Origin of the sequence: Ensifer sp. 1H6, from assembly GCF_001976035.1 — a bacterium.
In the GTDB taxonomy this organism is placed as follows: Bacteria; Pseudomonadota; Alphaproteobacteria; order Rhizobiales; family Rhizobiaceae; genus Ensifer; species Ensifer canadensis.
The window spans coordinates 131,256-145,655 of sequence record NZ_MOAI01000010.1 but is presented as its reverse complement, the minus strand read 5'-3'; the positions used below and the strand labels follow the sequence as shown (position 1 = coordinate 145,655).

18 protein-coding genes and 1 pseudogene are annotated in these 14,400 nt (G+C 62.1%); 10 read left to right on the top strand and 9 right to left on the bottom strand.

Features of this window, described 5'->3' with window-relative positions; translation table 11 throughout:
• Positions 1–155: 155 nt before the first annotated feature.
• Positions 156–1,040, bottom strand: coding sequence for a class A beta-lactamase (gene bla / locus BKP54_RS14225; protein ID WP_084814541.1), 885 nt, complete (start codon positions 1,038–1,040; stop codon positions 156–158).
• Positions 1,041–1,434: 394 nt separating this feature from the next.
• Between bla and BKP54_RS14220 the strand changes: the two genes are divergently transcribed.
• From BKP54_RS14220 to BKP54_RS14205, 4 genes are all read left to right on the top strand, one after another.
• Positions 1,435–2,301 (top strand): alpha/beta hydrolase, encoded by an 867-nt coding sequence (locus BKP54_RS14220; RefSeq protein ID WP_025426287.1) that lies wholly within the window; start codon positions 1,435–1,437, stop codon positions 2,299–2,301.
• 112 nt (positions 2,302–2,413) lie between these two features.
• Entirely contained in the window at positions 2,414–2,827 is a 414-nt protein-coding gene (locus BKP54_RS14215; protein ID WP_025426286.1) for a helix-turn-helix domain-containing protein, read from the top strand.
• 257 nt (positions 2,828–3,084) lie between these two features.
• Positions 3,085–3,588 carry a GNAT family N-acetyltransferase gene (locus BKP54_RS14210; RefSeq protein ID WP_025426285.1) on the top strand — a complete coding sequence of 168 codons (504 nt, stop codon included), beginning with the start codon at positions 3,085–3,087 and terminating at the stop codon, positions 3,586–3,588.
• 10 nt (positions 3,589–3,598) lie between these two features.
• Positions 3,599–4,180: a DJ-1/PfpI family protein gene (locus BKP54_RS14205; RefSeq protein WP_025426284.1), complete on the top strand. Its 582-nt coding sequence runs from the start codon at positions 3,599–3,601 to the stop codon at positions 4,178–4,180.
• 221 nt (positions 4,181–4,401) lie between these two features.
• Here the strand turns inward: BKP54_RS14205 and BKP54_RS36500 are convergent, their stop codons facing one another.
• The 5 genes from BKP54_RS36500 to BKP54_RS14180 all read right to left on the bottom strand — a co-directional run bounded on the left by BKP54_RS36500 (position 4,402) and on the right by BKP54_RS14180 (position 7,713).
• Entirely contained in the window at positions 4,402–4,548 is a 147-nt protein-coding gene (locus BKP54_RS36500) for a hypothetical protein (RefSeq protein WP_245317834.1), read from the bottom strand.
• A gap of 53 nt (positions 4,549–4,601) precedes the next feature.
• On the bottom strand, positions 4,602–5,075 hold the full coding sequence (locus BKP54_RS14200) for a nitroreductase family protein (RefSeq protein WP_245317833.1): 474 nt from the start codon (positions 5,073–5,075) through the stop codon (positions 4,602–4,604).
• A gap of 176 nt (positions 5,076–5,251) precedes the next feature.
• Positions 5,252–6,166 carry a cytochrome c gene (locus BKP54_RS14195; RefSeq protein WP_025426282.1) on the bottom strand — a complete coding sequence of 305 codons (915 nt, stop codon included), beginning with the start codon at positions 6,164–6,166 and terminating at the stop codon, positions 5,252–5,254.
• 253 nt (positions 6,167–6,419) lie between these two features.
• Positions 6,420–6,866: a cytochrome c gene (locus BKP54_RS14185; RefSeq protein WP_025426281.1), complete on the bottom strand. Its 447-nt coding sequence runs from the start codon at positions 6,864–6,866 to the stop codon at positions 6,420–6,422.
• Positions 6,867–7,074: 208 nt separating this feature from the next.
• Positions 7,075–7,713 carry a LysE family translocator gene (locus tag BKP54_RS14180; protein WP_025426280.1) on the bottom strand — a complete coding sequence of 213 codons (639 nt, stop codon included), beginning with the start codon at positions 7,711–7,713 and terminating at the stop codon, positions 7,075–7,077.
• A 132-nt stretch (positions 7,714–7,845) separates the two neighbouring features.
• On the opposite strand from BKP54_RS14180, the gene BKP54_RS14175 reads away from it, so the two are divergent.
• Positions 7,846–8,541 carry a YafY family protein gene (locus BKP54_RS14175; protein ID WP_025426279.1) on the top strand — a complete coding sequence of 232 codons (696 nt, stop codon included), beginning with the start codon at positions 7,846–7,848 and terminating at the stop codon, positions 8,539–8,541.
• Here BKP54_RS14175 and BKP54_RS14170 read toward each other — a convergent pair.
• Together BKP54_RS14170 and BKP54_RS14165 are read right to left on the bottom strand one after the other, a co-directional pair.
• Complete coding sequence (locus tag BKP54_RS14170) at positions 8,507–9,391, bottom strand: metallophosphoesterase (protein ID WP_025426278.1); 885 nt, start codon at positions 9,389–9,391, stop codon at positions 8,507–8,509. The genes BKP54_RS14175 and BKP54_RS14170 overlap by 35 nt on opposite strands.
• Before the next feature lie 229 nt (positions 9,392–9,620).
• Entirely contained in the window at positions 9,621–10,223 is a 603-nt protein-coding gene (locus BKP54_RS14165) for a superoxide dismutase (RefSeq protein WP_025426277.1), read from the bottom strand.
• Positions 10,224–10,447: 224 nt separating this feature from the next.
• Here BKP54_RS14165 and BKP54_RS14160 point away from each other — a divergent pair, with 224 nt between their 5' ends.
• The 3 genes and pseudogenes from BKP54_RS14160 to BKP54_RS14150 form a co-directional block, all read left to right on the top strand.
• Positions 10,448–10,783, top strand: a complete 336-nt coding sequence (locus tag BKP54_RS14160; RefSeq protein ID WP_025426276.1) for a hypothetical protein — start codon at positions 10,448–10,450, stop codon at positions 10,781–10,783.
• A 175-nt stretch (positions 10,784–10,958) separates the two neighbouring features.
• On the top strand, positions 10,959–11,288 hold the full coding sequence (locus BKP54_RS14155) for a hypothetical protein (protein ID WP_025426275.1): 330 nt from the start codon (positions 10,959–10,961) through the stop codon (positions 11,286–11,288).
• 24 nt (positions 11,289–11,312) lie between these two features.
• Positions 11,313–11,753, top strand: a pseudogene (locus BKP54_RS14150) (phosphotransferase); the annotation flags it as partial.
• 21 nt (positions 11,754–11,774) lie between these two features.
• Here BKP54_RS14150 and BKP54_RS14145 read toward each other — a convergent pair.
• Positions 11,775–12,656: a branched-chain amino acid aminotransferase gene (locus tag BKP54_RS14145; RefSeq protein WP_025426273.1), complete on the bottom strand. Its 882-nt coding sequence runs from the start codon at positions 12,654–12,656 to the stop codon at positions 11,775–11,777.
• A gap of 154 nt (positions 12,657–12,810) precedes the next feature.
• Between BKP54_RS14145 and BKP54_RS14140 the strand changes: the two genes are divergently transcribed.
• Positions 12,811–13,371 (top strand): GNAT family N-acetyltransferase, encoded by a 561-nt coding sequence (locus BKP54_RS14140; RefSeq protein ID WP_025426272.1) that lies wholly within the window; start codon positions 12,811–12,813, stop codon positions 13,369–13,371.
• Positions 13,343–14,383 carry a zinc-dependent alcohol dehydrogenase family protein gene (locus tag BKP54_RS14135; RefSeq protein WP_025426271.1) on the top strand — a complete coding sequence of 347 codons (1,041 nt, stop codon included), beginning with the start codon at positions 13,343–13,345 and terminating at the stop codon, positions 14,381–14,383. The genes BKP54_RS14140 and BKP54_RS14135 overlap by 29 nt, the downstream gene beginning before the upstream one ends.
• Positions 14,384–14,400 lie beyond the last annotated feature (17 nt).

Genomic DNA, 14,400 nt, shown 5'->3' with positions numbered 1-14,400 from the left:
CCTGCAAGCTTCAACGCGACGACATTTCTGGGGCTTCATGCCCGGAATGCTGTAGATCGCCTTGACTATAACAATGCTGGACGTCGCAGCGGCCAGGTTATCAGATTGAAGACAGCTGAAGACGCCATGACCAGTGCTCACCTGACGATCGGCGGTTAGACCATCTCCGCCGCCATCCGGCCGACATCGGCAAAGACGGTGTTCAGCTCAGCCAGCGGCGCCGTCGCCTCAGCGATGTAGACCGCGATCAGGAGCGGTCCCCTACCCTCGGGCCAAACGATGGCGATGTCAGACGCGGCGCCGTTGCCGTTGGTTCCCGTCTTGTCGCCGACCTTCCAGGCCTTCGGCAGGCCGGCGCGGATGCGCAGGTCGCCAGTGGTATTGGCGACCATCCACTCGATCAACAGCTTGCGCGACGCTTCCGCCAGCACGGGGCCGAAAGCAAGATTGCCGAGCGTCTCCAGCATTGCGGCAGGCGTGGTCGTGTCGCGTGGGTCACCCACTTTCGCCTCGTTGAGTGCGGGCTCGTTCCGGTCGAGGCGCGTGGTCTCATCGCCGATCGTGCGCAACCAGGCGGTCAGCGCCGGCGGACCGCCGAAATTTTCCAGCAAAAGGTTTGCCGCCGCGTTGTCGCTTGTCGTCAACGTCGCGGCACAGAGTTCGGCGATCGTCATGCCCTCGCCGCCGACATGCTTCTCGGTTACCGGCGAATGGGCGACGATATCCTTCTGCGCAACGACGATACGGCGATCAAGCTTTTCGGCGCCCTGATCCGCACGGGCGAGCGCGAATCCCGCCGCCAGCGTCTTGAAGCTCGAGCACATGGCGAAACGCTCGCTCTCGCGGCGGCCGAACGACACGTTGGTTTCCATATCGAGAACGGAAACGCCAAGCCGTCCGCCCGTGCACTTTTCGAGTTCGGCAAGGCGTGTATCGACATCGCCGCCGGTGGCGGCTTTTGCGGCCGGGCCGAGGGCGATTGCCGGATAGATCAGCGCGGAGCCGACGAGCAATTGGCGGCGATTGATGAGCAGCGGCACGTGTTCCTCCGTCGTGCGCCACGCATATATGCCGACGCTCTAACTAACTGTTGCAAAACATGCATTCGGATCGACGCTGGGCCGAATCGAGTGCCGTGCAGATCGCTAGGCGGTGATTGTGGCGTCCTTGTGCCACCTTTTTTCGAATGAGAGGATGACGGCCCGAATGTCTCGATTCGACGGTTGCGGCTCAACAGAGCGGACTGGTATGAAGTCGCAACAAAACAGGGATACTGATCCGTGCGCCTGATCCGTTAGCGACGCTCACCGGCAAGAAAGAACCACCGACGCCAAGGCCGCCTCGCGGCACCGTTTGGCGTGGGCATTTTTTTAAGGCCGATGAGAGCGCCAACCATTGAGCCATCGTTCTCCGGCCGTTTGCAGGATCATATCCATGACAACGACCAGTTCATCCCTGCCTGAAACCGGTAGCCTGCGCGCCGGTCCGTTCGAGCTCGGCTATCGCATCGAGGGCAGCGGCATGCCGCTGCTCGTCATTGGCAGCGCCGCCTACTATCCCAGTACCTTCTCGAAGCAACTGCGCCAGCGGACAAAGCTCCATTTCATCGATCACCGCGGCTTCGCGCCGGCGCATGCGTCCTACACGCGCGATGATATCGGCTTCGACGTGGTCCTCGACGATATCGAGTGGATGCGCCGGCATCTCGGTCTCGATCGCTTCGCCGTCCTCGGGCACTCCGGCCACGGCTACATGGCGCTCGAATACGCCAAACGCCATCCCCAGAATATCAGCCACGTGATCATGGTCGGCACCGGACCGAGCCATTCCGCCGCGCATACGGCGCTTGCCGATCGCCGGTGGGAGGAGCTGGTCGCGCCGGAGCGCAAGGCGATCTTCGAGCGCGAGATGGCCGAACTTGGCACCGATATCGCCGCCCGACCGGAGGAGCGGTTCAAGTCGCTGCTCATCCGTCTTGGCGCCAAGAGCTGGCATCTACCCGCCTTCGACGCGGCACCGCTATGGCGTGATGTCACCGTCAACAATCCCGTCTTCGACCATCTCTGGGGCGAAGTGTTTCGCGACATCGATATTCGGGACGGGCTCGACCGGCTTGCGATGCCGGTGCTCTTGGCACTCGGGCAATGCGATTATCTCGTTGCGCCGGCCGAGACCTGGGACGCCTATCGCCGGGACTTTCCGGATCTGACGGTCCGCATGTTCGAAAAAAGCGGCCACACACCGCAGCTTGAGGAAAGCGATCTCTTCGACGAGACGCTGCTTGCCCTTCTCGCACGCTAACCGGCATCGCCAAGGGAAAGGCCCGATCGGGCCTTTCCTCCCAGCCCCACATTGACCGTCGCCGGAAAGCGATTATCTAATGCTCCAGAAGCTATAGGTTTGGAGCATGGACATGTATTCGATCGGCGATCTCTCCCGCCGCACGGGCGTAAAAATTCCGACAATCCGCTACTACGAGCAGATGGGGTTGATTGCGGCCCCGGAACGCTCCGAAGGCAACCAGCGGCGCTACGAGAAACGCGAACTCGAACGTCTCGCCTTCGTCCGCCATGCACGCGATCTGGGGCTTTCGATCGAATCGATCCGCGATCTGCTGGCCTTGAGCCAGCATCCGGAGCGCCCCTGCGGCGAAGCAGACCGTATCGCCAGGGAACACCTGATCACCGTGCGGGAGAAAATCGCCCAGTTGCAGAAACTGGAACGCGAGCTCGAGCGCATCGTCGCCTGCAACGGCGACCACACGATCGGCGATTGCTACGTCATCCGTGCGCTTGCAGACCATTCCATGTGCGACAGCGACCATTGAGCGCCGGCGCGAGGCTGCAGACTTGGGCCGACTTCGAACGGAGTCGCGACCCGTCTCCAACTCAGTGCAAAAATCCCCGTTGACAAAAGCGCGGAAACGGACAATCTACGCACATGATCAAGAACGCACCCATCTGCCGCGCGTATTTTTGGCTGTTCCCATAGGAGCGGCCTGCTGATCAATTTCAACAAGGCCGCCATCAGGCGGCTTTTGTTTTTCACGGCACCTGATGGCTAGAGAACCATGAGGAGCCGACAATGCTACAGACCGCCATCCCCTCTCTCCATCCTCTGCCATCGACGCGGCCGCCGATGGTGACGATCCGTTGCGCCAAACAGCGCGACCTTCCCGAACTGCGCGAAATGATCGCGGAACTCGCCGCCCATCACGGCGACGCAGCCCCGATCACGCCGGAGCAGCTCGAGCGCGACCTCTTCGGTCGCACGCCCTGGATCACCGCGCTTGTCGCGGAGGCCGGCAACCGACTGATCGGCTACGCCATCCTCGTGCCGATCTACCGGGCTGCGGAAGGCGCGCGCGGCATGGAGCTGCATCATCTCTTCGTGCGCTCCGACAATCGCGGCACCGGCATCGGCCGCCACCTCGTCGCCAAGGCGCGCGAACAGGCGAAGATGGCCGGCTGCGATTACCTGTCGGTCAGCGCCGCCACGGGTAATTTCAAGGCCCATCACTTCTACGAATCCGAGCGCTTCGTACCTCGCCCGGTAACGGGCATGCGCTATATGCAGAAACTTGGCTGAGGATGAGGCGATGCGGCTTGCAATCGTGCTTCATGAAGGGTTTGCGGATTGGGAATGCGCGTTGTTGATGGCGACGGCGCGCGCTCACCTCGGCGTCGATATCGACGTCGCCACCCTGGACGGCGCGGCAGTCACGTCGATGGGCGGGCTCGACGTCTCCGCGCATCTGTCGATCGACGCGCTCGACCCCGCGGGCTTCGATGGCCTGGTGATCTGCGGCGGCGCGATCTGGGGAACCGCCGACGCCCCCGACCTCTCCACCACGATCCGCTCCTTCCATCGGCAGGAACGGCTGGTCGCCGCCATCTGCGGCGGCGTCGATGCGCTGGCGTCGAGCGGAATTCTCGACGCCACGGATCACACCGGAAACAGCGCGGACAGCCTTGCGTCACTCCGCGGCTATCACGGACACGGCTCCTATCGCGATCAGCCGCAGGCTCTCAGCCACAACCGTGTGGTCACGGCTGCCGGCACGGCGCCGGTCACCTTTGCGGTCGAGATCTTTCGCGCGCTCGGTCTCGGCTCGCCCGAACTCGACGGCTATGCAGCGCTTTATGGCCGGGAACATGCGGCAGCAACGACAGCCGCATGAGCAAGTTAAAGCGCATCACGATCTCTACAGCGCCGCGCGTCTTATTAGACGCGCAAAGGTCGCTGTAGCACTTTGAATGGCTGCATGTTTTAATCCTTAAATCGAATAGGATTTAAGGAAACATGCAGTAGGATTCGCTTGCCGCGCTTCAAAATCTTTGTCTTTTGCGCCTGTCGGCATCGCAAAACCGCTGAACACTTTTGCGCGACATGCTTCGGCGATCACAACCAGGTCGATATCTGCTCAAGCGGCTTCTTCACCTTGCCGGCCACCGGCACGGTCGCGTCGGGCGCGGGGTAACCGACCACCAGGATCAGAAACGGCTTTTCGCTGTCCGGCCGTCCGCAGATTTCGTTGAGAAAATTCATCGGCGCCGGCGTATGGGTCAGTGTCGCGAGCCCGGCATGGTGCAGCGCCGCGATCAGAATGCCGGTGGCAATGCCGACGCTTTCGTTGATGTAGTAGTTCTTCTTCGTGTCGCCCGGATTGGGGCCACCACGCTTCTGCGAGAAGAGGCAATCAGGTAGGGCGCCGTCTCCAGAAACGGCTTGTCCTCATCGGTGCCAAGCGGCGCCAGCGCGTCGAGCCACTCCTGCGGGGCCTTCTGCTGATAGAAGACGCGCTCCTCCTCTTCGGCGGCTTCACGCACCTTCGCCTTGATGCCAGGGCTTTCGATGACCGCGAAATGCCAGGGCTGGTGGTTCGCGCCGCTCGGGGCGGTGCCGGCTGCCAGCAGACAGGTCTCGATCACCGCGCTCGGCACTGGCCTTTCGCTGAAGGAGCGCGTGGTGCGGCGGCGGTTGATGTCCTCGTAGAATTCAGCCGCACGCGCTGCCATCTCCTCGGGGCTGCGCTCGATCCATTGGTCGTAGGGCACGGTTTCATGAGCACGCATGGCAAGTCTTCTCCTACAGCGGCGCGCGTCTTATCAGACGCGCCAAGGTCGCTTCAGCACTTTGAATGGCTGCATGTTTTATCCTTAAATCGAATAGGATTTAAGGAAACATGCAGTAGTTCCAGGAGACGTTAGAGCGTGCCGACCACCCGGAATCAAGCGGCCCGGACTACGCTTCAGAGTGCGGGAACGGCCTTGAGATAGGCGGCAATCGCCTCGCGGTCGGCAGCGGTCAACTTCGCCATATTCTTCTGGACTTCGACCATGGAGCCACCAACGGAATCGAATTCCGGCGTGAAACCGGTTTCGAGATAGGAGGCGATGTCGGAGGCGCTCCAGCCGCCGATGCTCTTCGAGCCCGGCGTGATGTCGGGGATGCGTCCCTTACCTTCCGGGTTCGGCGCGCCAGCCAGCCACTGGGCCGGCTCGAAGCCACCAAGCGCGTTTCGTGGCGTATGGCACTCGCCACAATGACCCGGCCCTTCGACCAGATATTGGCCGCGCGTCAGCTTCGGATCGGCGGCATCGATGGTCACGCGTGGGGTGTCGGTGAGGAACAGCAGCTTCCAGCCGCCGAGCGCCAACCGCATATTATAGGGGAACGGCAGCTCGTGGTCCGGCGCAACGTCGCTCGCCTTCGGCAGCGTCTTGATGTAGCCCCAGAGGTCGTTGACATCCTTCGGCGTCATCCTGATGTAGGAGGCGTAGGGGAAGGACGGATAGAGATGTTCGCCGTTTCGACCGACGCCCCGCGTCATGGCGTTGCCGAATTCCGCAAGCGTCCATCCGCCGATACCGGCCGCTTCGTCAGGCGAGATATTCGGCGCGTGGAAGGTGCCAAATGGGCTTTTTAGCGGCGGCCCGCCGGCAAGAACCAGCCGGGCGTCACCCTCGCTGCCGCGCTTTGCATGGCAGCTGACGCAGCCGCCGGCCCAGAAAATCTGCTCGCCATTGGTCAGATCTGGCTCTCCGAGACCCTCCCAATGAGCCGCCGCCCAGGGCGCGGGCTTGGTCAGCCACCAAAAGGCCGCACCGCCGACAAGGCCCAGAATCACGAGACCCGAGACCAGCTTTCTAATCCGTCGGCCCATCAGGCTTCCTTTCAACTGCATCCCCAACCCGCTACAGCGCCGCGCGTCTTATCAGACGCGCCAAGGCCGCTGTAGCACTTTGAATTGCTGCATGTTTTTATCCTTGAATCGGATACGTTTTAAGGAAACATGCAGTAGGTTCGCTCACACTCAAAACTGCGTGACAAGCCACAACCTTACTGCGGCAACAGCGCGATGATGCGCCGAAACAGTCGGCGCATCGTCTGAGAATTTCGGGGAGAACGACCTACCGTCAGTCCTTCTTCAGGCGATAGGTCTCATGACAGCTGCCGCAATCCTTGCCGAGCATGCCGAGTGCCGCACCGACGCCAGCCTGATCGGCCGGAAGCTGGGCGAGCACGGCGTCGGTGTCAGAACCAAGCTTGGCCGCCTTGGCTTTGAAATCGTCCATGTTCTCCCAGATCTTCGGGCTTGCTTCCGTCTCCAAACCGGTTTCGGAACCGGCCGGGAAATGGTCCGGGAAGACCTTGACCGTCTCGGAGATGGTCGTCAGCGACGCCTTGACGATCTCAGCGTCATAAGGCTTTTCGCCCTTGGCGATACCACCGAGCGCACCAGCAGCCTGACCAACCTTCTTCATCAGGGCCTGACGAACCGCCTGCGGTTCGTCAGCCGCGGTCACGGCGGTAACGCCAAGCCCAGCGAGGGCGGCCGCAAGCATTAGAGCGCGTATCTTCATCGTGATCTCCCGGTCATTCGAATCCGCATCTGCGGCCTTCGTGTTGAATGCGCCGGCATGATGTCATTTTAGCCTTTCGACGGAAGTAACATTTTTTTGATGTCCTTGTCACAACAGCATAATTTGACGCGGCCGCGCGATTCTTGATCGTCTCGACCGCGTCGTTCCAATAACATGACTACAGCAGTCATGTTTGTACGTGACGGCTCTACCGTCCGCCGGCCCAGCCCTGCCAGACGGTGAAAGCTGCGACCAGCACCAGAACAACGCCGGCGATACGGCCGATCAGAACCGTCGCACCGGGGCTGCCGACGAGAAAGTCGCGGCCGCGACCGGCGGCGAGCGCCAAGCCGCCATAGACGGCAAGCTGGGTGGTGGCGATCATCAACGCCATGACCGCCGCCTGCGACCATACCGGCCCGAATTGGGGTTTGAGAAACTGCGGATAGACCGCCAGCATGAAGAGATAGGCCTTCGGGTTCATCAGGCTGGTGAGTGCGCCCTGACGAAAGCTCGCCCAGCGCGACAGCCGCGCGGCGCCGTCGATACCGCCGATGGTGATGGAACTGCGGATGAGGGAATAGCCGATCCAGGCGATATAGGCGGCACCGCCGATGAGCAGCACGTTGAACAGTTGCGGCACCAGATGAAGGATGACGCTGACCCCGAGCGCCGCGTAGAGGGTGTGAAGGACACCGCCCGCCATGATACCGGCCGTCGCCGACAGGCCGGAGGCTCGCCCCCCGGTCAGCGAATTCGCCAGCACGAAGATCATATCCATGCCCGGCACGATGATGATGCCGAAGAGAAGGGTGAAGAAAAGCCAGAGATTTTCCGTATAGCTCATGTCAGTTGTCCGAGGTCCGTTCGATCGTTGCCTGAGCGGATTGCTTATTTTTCAATCCGTTGCCCAATGTTATAAGCGTCGCCAACTGACAGGGTCTTGTCAGGAGCGTTTTGGAACAGCGGAGTTTTTTCGATGCGCAAGGCCTCGCGCCTGTTCGAGATTATCCAGATCCTGCGGCTGGCCCGAAAGCCGGTGACCGCCGCTGAAATGGCCGAGACGCTGGAGGTGACGCCGCGCTCGATCTATCGCGATATCGCCGCCCTACAGGCCATGCGCGTGCCGATCGAAGGTGGTCGCGGCATCGGTTATATCCTGCGCCCCGGCTTCGACCTGCCGCCGCTGATGTTCTCGATCGAGGAAACCGAGGCGATCGTACTGGCGCTGGCGCTGCTGGCGCGCACCGGAGACGAGGAGCTGAGGGCGGCAGCCGGCCGCGTCAATCAGAAGATCACAGGTGCTGTGCCAGAACCGCTGCGGCTTGCGCTTCGCTCACAGGCGCTGCATGCCTGGGGAACGGTGGCACCCTCACCTACCGGCGTCGATCTGGCACTGGTGCGTCGCGCGATCCGCGACGAACGCAAGCTCGGCATCGACTATCGCGACGAACTCGGCCGCGCCACCGAGCGGACGATCCGGCCGGTCGCGTTGATCTACTATTCCGAAACCGCCAATATCGTCGCCTGGTGCGAGCTGCGTCAGGCGATCCGCAACTTCCGCGCCGATCGGGTCGAACATTGCGAAGCGACCGACGACTTCTTTCCAGGCGAAGGCGAAGGCCTGCGGGACCTCTGGATCAGCGGCTGGCGGCCACAACCAGGCGGGGCATGATCGTCTCCAACTGCAGGGTTCGATCCGTTTCGCGGCCGTAGCCGCGGATTGCCATTCTGTCCGCATGGATCTCGACGATCGCATAGGCTGTCGTATCCGGCGTCTCGACCATGCCCTTGATATTGACGAAATGAGTGCCGTCGGCGAGGCCGTAATTGCCGTCGTGGTTGTGACCGCAGAAATAGGCGCCGACGTTTTTGAAACGACCGAAGAGATCGACGATGCGCTGGCTGTCCCACATGTTGTGGGCGTTCGGCGGATAGACCGGGTAGTGGCCCATGACGACCACCTGCTCGCCGGCAGCCTCCGCCTTGCGCAGCGTCTCCTCCAGCCAGGCGAACTGCACGTCGCCGAGCGCGGCATTCCAGGGATGGGCGTTATCGGCCCCTTGCGATTTCAGCGTCTCGATCCACGTCTCGGCTGCGGTTCGCCGCGGGTCGCCGGGTGGCGGGGCGAAAAGGCTGACCTCGTTTCCGTCGATCAACACGAACCGCCAGTCGGCCATCGCAAATGTCTGATAGGGCGAGGGCATGCCGACCCGGCCGAAAACCTGCCCGAGCTTCTCCGGATCGACGCCGAAATCATGATTGCCGAGCAGAAAATGCTTGGGATGACGAAGCTTGTCGTAGAGCGGCAGGATCGCATCGAAGCTCTGCCAGCCTCGATCGATGATATCACCGAGCGTCACCACGAAGGCGAGGTCTTCGGCGTTGAAGGTCTCGATCGCTTCGGCGAGCTTCGTCAGGCTGTTGGCATAATAGCGGCCGAGGACGAGGTTCGGTTCCACAGCGGCATATTGCGGGTCGGCGATGACGCCGAAGCGGAGGAGAGGTGATGTGTCTGCGTGCATGGTGCTTCTCCCTACAGCGCTGCGCGTCCTATTAGATGCGCAAAGGTTGCTGTAGCACTTTGAATTGCTGCATGTTTTTATCCTTAAATCGAAGACGATTTAAGGAAACATGCAGTAGCGCCGGGCGATGACACGTTGGTGACGGCCGAGCATCCCGCCTCCACCGGTCACCCCCAAACGAAAAGACCCGGCGCAAGCGCCGGGTCCTGAAGTCGAGGCTTGGGAAGGCTTACTTGGAAGCCGCTTCGTACATTTCGAGTACGTAATCCCAGTTGATCAGGCTGTCGACGAACGCTTCGAGGTACTTCGGGCGCGCGTTGCGATAGTCGATGTAATAGGAATGTTCCCAGACGTCGACGCCGAGGATCGGCGAAGCGCCGTGAACGAGCGGGTTCTCGCCGTTCGGGGTCTTGGAGATTTCGAGCTTGCCGTTCTTGACCGAAAGCCATGCCCAGCCCGAACCAAACTGGCCGGTGCCAGCCGCGATGAAATCGGCACGGAACTTGTCGTAGCCGCCGAGATCCGACTTGATGGCTGCGTCGAGCTTGCCCGGCAGGCTGGTGCCGCCGCCGCCCTTCTTCATCCACTTCCAGAAGTGGATGTGGTTGTAGTGCTGGCCGGCATTGTTGAACAGCGGCTGGTTGGTGCCATAGGACTTCTTGACGACTTCCTCGAGCGAGAGGTCGGAGAGACCGGCTTCCTCGGCAAGCTTGTTGCCGTTGGTCACGTAAGCGAGGTGGTGCTTGTCGTGGTGGTACTCGAGCGTCTCGCGCGACATGTAGGGCGCCAGCGCATCGTAGTCATAGGGAAGGTTCGGCAATTCGAAAGCCATGTGGGCATCTCCTCTTGGCATGGGATTTCGTCAAAGAAATCTGTGAGCGGGAACATAGGCACCGGCCTTGACGGAGGCAACCGATGCGATGCCAATTTTTCCTCAACCCACGGAATATACTTTCAACATCATTTTGAAAGCGCCCGCGGCCCGAGCACATTCGCGCCACGTTTCGCGGGCAGCGTGCACCCATTGCAACCAGTTGAGAATAAGGACTGAACATGCTGCATCGCCCGATCCTGACCCTTGCCCTTGTGGCAGCAACCGGATTTGCCGCGACCGGCGCCCATGCGTCCTCAGGCGATGCCTGGGAAGAATTCCGGGCCGACGTTTCGGAGAAGTGCATTGCGGCCGCCCCTTCGCTCGACAAGCCGGTCGTCGTCGTCGATCCGTTCGGCTCGGAAAGCTTCGGGCTGGCGCTGGTCTCGGGCAAGCCCAAGGGCGCCGAAAATGCCGTCACCCAGATCTGCGTCTACGACAAGCAGAAGAAGACGGTGGAAATCGGCGGTGAACTGGCAGCCGACACCGTCACGGTCGTGGCACCGGCCGCAGACAAGTAGGCTGTCGCCGGCGATCTGTGATCGCAGGCTCGCGCGAGCTTGCGCGCACAAGCGCTCATGCAAGCGGTTTCCGGCTCTCATCGTCGAGCAACCGGCCGGAAACCGCACCGCCCAACGTCAGGGTTGCGAATCACAGCCGCCACAATTACCGGCAATTCTCCAACCGGAGATTGCCATGAAACCGATCCATATTGCTTCGTTCGCGTTTACCCTTTTGACCCTAGCCTCCTGCGCCCCAAGCCAGCGCGAGTATGAGACGGTGCAGACGGCGGTTCAAGGCAGCCCCGCGCTTCAGAGAGCGATTGTGAAGGATTGCATCAGCAAGAGATGGTCGAAATCCGACCTCGAAACTGGCGCGTTGATCATGAGCGTTCCGATCAACAAGGTCCAGGCGTTGACCTGCAAGCGGTTGACGAGCGCTCTGGCATCGGGCCGGCTGAAGTATGCGGACGTCCGCCCCGGCCAACCTACGGTCAACCTCATAAAGATCGTGCAGGGGCGCTAAGCAGCCTTTCACGGACCAACGGTGGAGACGATCCGGGGCAAGGCCTTGCCGGCTCTTCCGGCCGACCTTGCCACGTTGGCGGCGGAAACTGTCGAAGCCTTCGAGCGCCTGGGCCCCGACCCGCACGGCTCCACCTACGGCTTCTTCGATGGCCATGGCTGGAACATGGCCTTCGACCATGGGGAGCGCCGGCTCAACGGCATCTATGATTTTGCCGATTCAGGCATTGGCCCGCTTCACCGTGAGTTCATCTATTCGAACTTCATTTCGCCGGATCTGACGGCGCGGATTGTCGAAACCTATGAAGAACTGACGGGTCGGGCCCTCGACCGCCGGCGCATCGCGGTGCTGACCGGCGTGCACCGGCTGTCGGAACTGGCCGAACTCGTTGACGATCCCGAGCATGCGCCGACGATGCTGCGCAGCGTCGAGACCTGGGCCGCGACCGTGGCGCGGGCAACCTGACCCGCGCCATAGTCGATCTCGTTAGGCGTCCTGGCTCGAATGGGCCCAATCCATGTAGAGATCGCGTGCCTTGGCGGCGACCGGTCCGGCCTGCAGGTCACGGTCGTCAAGGCGGGTGACCGGCAGGACCTTGGAATAGTTGCCGGAGGTGAAGATCTCATCGGCAGCCTCGAAATCGGCCATCGACAACGTCGCCTCGACAACCTCGAAACCGGCTTCGCGCAACAGCGTCATGACGCGGAAGCGGGTGATGCCGGCAAGGAAGGTGCGGTTGGCGGCCGGCGTGAACACGACGCCATCCTTGACCAGGAAGACGTTGGACGAGCCGGTTTCGGCGATGTTGCCGAGCATATCGCGCACCAGCGCATTGTCGAAGCCGCGCGACCGCGCCTCGGTCAGGATGCGGGCATTGTTGGGATAGAGGCAGCCGGCCTTGGCATCGGTCGGCATGGATTCGAGCGTCGGCCGGCGGAACGGCGACAGGGTCAGAGACGAGCCGCCATGGCCGTTACCCATCGGCGCCTCGAACAGGCAAAGCGCAAAGCGGGTCGATTCCGGATCGATGGCGACCATCCCGGCCGCACCATGCTCGGCCCAATACATCGGCTTGACGTAGAGCGCGGTCTGGCCGTCGAATTTCTTGGCGCCTTCCCAGGTCAAGGCCTCGATCTCTTCCGGCTTCACGGTCGGCTTCAGTCCGAGCGCCGTTGCCGAGCGGTTGACGCGCTGGCAATGCAGGTCGAGGTCCGGCGCGATGCCGTCGAAGAAGCGGGCGCCGTCGAACACGGTCGAGCCCAGCCACATGGCATGGGAGGTCGGGCCGATCAGCGGCGGATTGCCGGACAGCCATTCGCCGTCGACATAGGTCCAGGTCACTGAGCGGGGGGATGTATCGACGGCCATCTGCGTCTCCTTCACGTTTTGTCTTCCGTATCTTCCGCCATAGCTCGAAAAAGCAGCATGGGGGTGAATGGGTACATCAAAAAATGTCATGGCGTCCATTCTGGCACCGGAACGGCCTCTCGCGTAGTCTCTCTCGCAGGGCAAAGGGGCAGACGTGCACATCATCAGGCATCTTGATCAGGACGACGTGGAAATCTTCCGCCGCATACGGCTGGAGGCGCTGCAGCGCGAGCCGCAAGCCTTCGCTTCCACCGCGGCGGATTGGGCGCGGCTGTCGACGGCGGAATGGCAGGCAAGGCTCGCCGCAAACACCGTCTTCGTCGCGCTCGACGGGGGTGAGCCTGTCGGCATGATGGGACTCATGCGCCAGCGCTCCAGCCGGATGGCGCACCGTGCCACCATCATCATGGTCTATGTGCGCCGCGAGGCGCGCGGTTCCGGCGTGGCGCGCGAGCTTCTTGCACACCTGACCGACCATGCCCGCTCGACCGGCATCCGGATGTTGGAGCTCGTCGCCCGCGCCGACAACGAGACGGCCATCCGCTTCTACAGGCGCGAAGAGTTCCACGAAATCGGGCGCGTTCCAGGTGGCCTGCTCGACGGCGAGGAAGAGGTCGACGAAATTCTGATGGCGCGGCACATAGACGGTCGCGCCGCACCGGCCAGACATCGCAAGGAGTGCCCCGATGAAAGCCATGTACTACGACGCCTTTGAGAAGACGCCCGAGATTCGCACGTTTGCCGATCCGACGCCGACCGAAAACGGCGTGGTCGTCAAGGTCGAGGCGACGGGTCTGTGCCGCTCCGACTGGCATGGCTGGATGGGGCACGACGCCGACATTCGCCTGCCGCACGTGCCGGGCCACGAGCTCGCCGGCATCGTGACCGCCACCGGCCGCGGCGTGATGCGCTACAAGGTCGGCGACCGGGTGACGGTACCCTTCGTTTCCGGTTGCGGCCGCTGCGGCGAATGCCGTTCGGGCAACCAGCAGGTCTGCGAGGCGCAGTTCCAGCCGGGGTTCACCCATTGGGGCTCATTTGCCGAATATGTCGCACTCGATTTCGCCGACCAGAACCTGGTGCATCTGCCTGAGAACATGGACTTCAAGACTGCCGCCAGCCTCGGCTGCCGCTTTGCCACCTCGTTTCGCGCCGTCGCCGACCAGGCACGGGTCAAGGGCGGCGAATGGGTGGCGGTTCACGGCTGCGGCGGTGTCGGCCTTTCGGCGATCATGATTGCTGCTGCACTTGGCGCACATCCGATCGCGATCGACATTTCCGAAGAAAAACTCGCCTTCGCCAAGAAGCTCGGCGCCGTTGCCACGGTCAACGGCCGCGACACGGACGACGTCGCAGGTGCCGTGAAGGAGATCACCAGCGGCGGCGCCCATGTCTCGATCGACGCGCTCGGCCATCCCGTCACCTGCTTCAACTCGATCAAGAACCTGCGCCGGCGCGGCCGCCACGTGCAGGTGGGCCTGATGCTCGGCGACCATGCCACGCCGGAAATCCCAATGGCGCAGGTGATCGGCCACGAGCTCGAGATCTATGGCAGCCATGGCATGCAGGCTTGGCGATACGACGCCATGCTGTCGATGATCGCTGGCGGCAAGCTCAATCCGCAACAGTTGATCGGCCGCGAGATCTCGCTCGAGGAAGCGATCCCTGCCCTCGTTTCGATGGACCGCGCCACCGATCTCGGCATCAGCGTGATCACACGGTTCTGAAGGGGACATTCCAAAGC

Excerpts from the sequence above, each read along its gene's own strand:
- BKP54_RS14175 (WP_025426279.1), top strand. The coding sequence starts at position 7,846 with ATGCGCAAGGCCTCGCGCCTGTTCGAGATTATCCAGATCCTGCGGCTG.
- BKP54_RS14165 (WP_025426277.1), bottom strand. The coding sequence starts at position 10,223 with ATGGCTTTCGAATTGCCGAACCTTCCCTATGACTACGATGCGCTGGCG.
- BKP54_RS14210 (WP_025426285.1), top strand. The coding sequence starts at position 3,085 with ATGCTACAGACCGCCATCCCCTCTCTCCATCCTCTGCCATCGACGCGG.
- BKP54_RS14155 (WP_025426275.1), top strand. The coding sequence starts at position 10,959 with ATGAAACCGATCCATATTGCTTCGTTCGCGTTTACCCTTTTGACCCTA.
- BKP54_RS14195 (WP_025426282.1), bottom strand. The coding sequence starts at position 6,166 with ATGGGCCGACGGATTAGAAAGCTGGTCTCGGGTCTCGTGATTCTGGGC.
- BKP54_RS14205 (WP_025426284.1), top strand. The coding sequence starts at position 3,599 with ATGCGGCTTGCAATCGTGCTTCATGAAGGGTTTGCGGATTGGGAATGC.
- BKP54_RS36500 (WP_245317834.1), bottom strand. The coding sequence starts at position 4,548 with ATGAATTTTCTCAACGAAATCTGCGGACGGCCGGACAGCGAAAAGCCG.
- BKP54_RS14135 (WP_025426271.1), top strand. The coding sequence starts at position 13,343 with ATGAAAGCCATGTACTACGACGCCTTTGAGAAGACGCCCGAGATTCGC.
- BKP54_RS14185 (WP_025426281.1), bottom strand. The coding sequence starts at position 6,866 with ATGAAGATACGCGCTCTAATGCTTGCGGCCGCCCTCGCTGGGCTTGGC.
- BKP54_RS14145 (WP_025426273.1), bottom strand. The coding sequence starts at position 12,656 with ATGGCCGTCGATACATCCCCCCGCTCAGTGACCTGGACCTATGTCGAC.
- BKP54_RS14200 (WP_245317833.1), bottom strand. The coding sequence starts at position 5,075 with ATGCGTGCTCATGAAACCGTGCCCTACGACCAATGGATCGAGCGCAGC.
- BKP54_RS14215 (WP_025426286.1), top strand. The coding sequence starts at position 2,414 with ATGTATTCGATCGGCGATCTCTCCCGCCGCACGGGCGTAAAAATTCCG.
- BKP54_RS14170 (WP_025426278.1), bottom strand. The coding sequence starts at position 9,391 with ATGCACGCAGACACATCACCTCTCCTCCGCTTCGGCGTCATCGCCGAC.
- BKP54_RS14180 (WP_025426280.1), bottom strand. The coding sequence starts at position 7,713 with ATGAGCTATACGGAAAATCTCTGGCTTTTCTTCACCCTTCTCTTCGGC.
- BKP54_RS14220 (WP_025426287.1), top strand. The coding sequence starts at position 1,435 with ATGACAACGACCAGTTCATCCCTGCCTGAAACCGGTAGCCTGCGCGCC.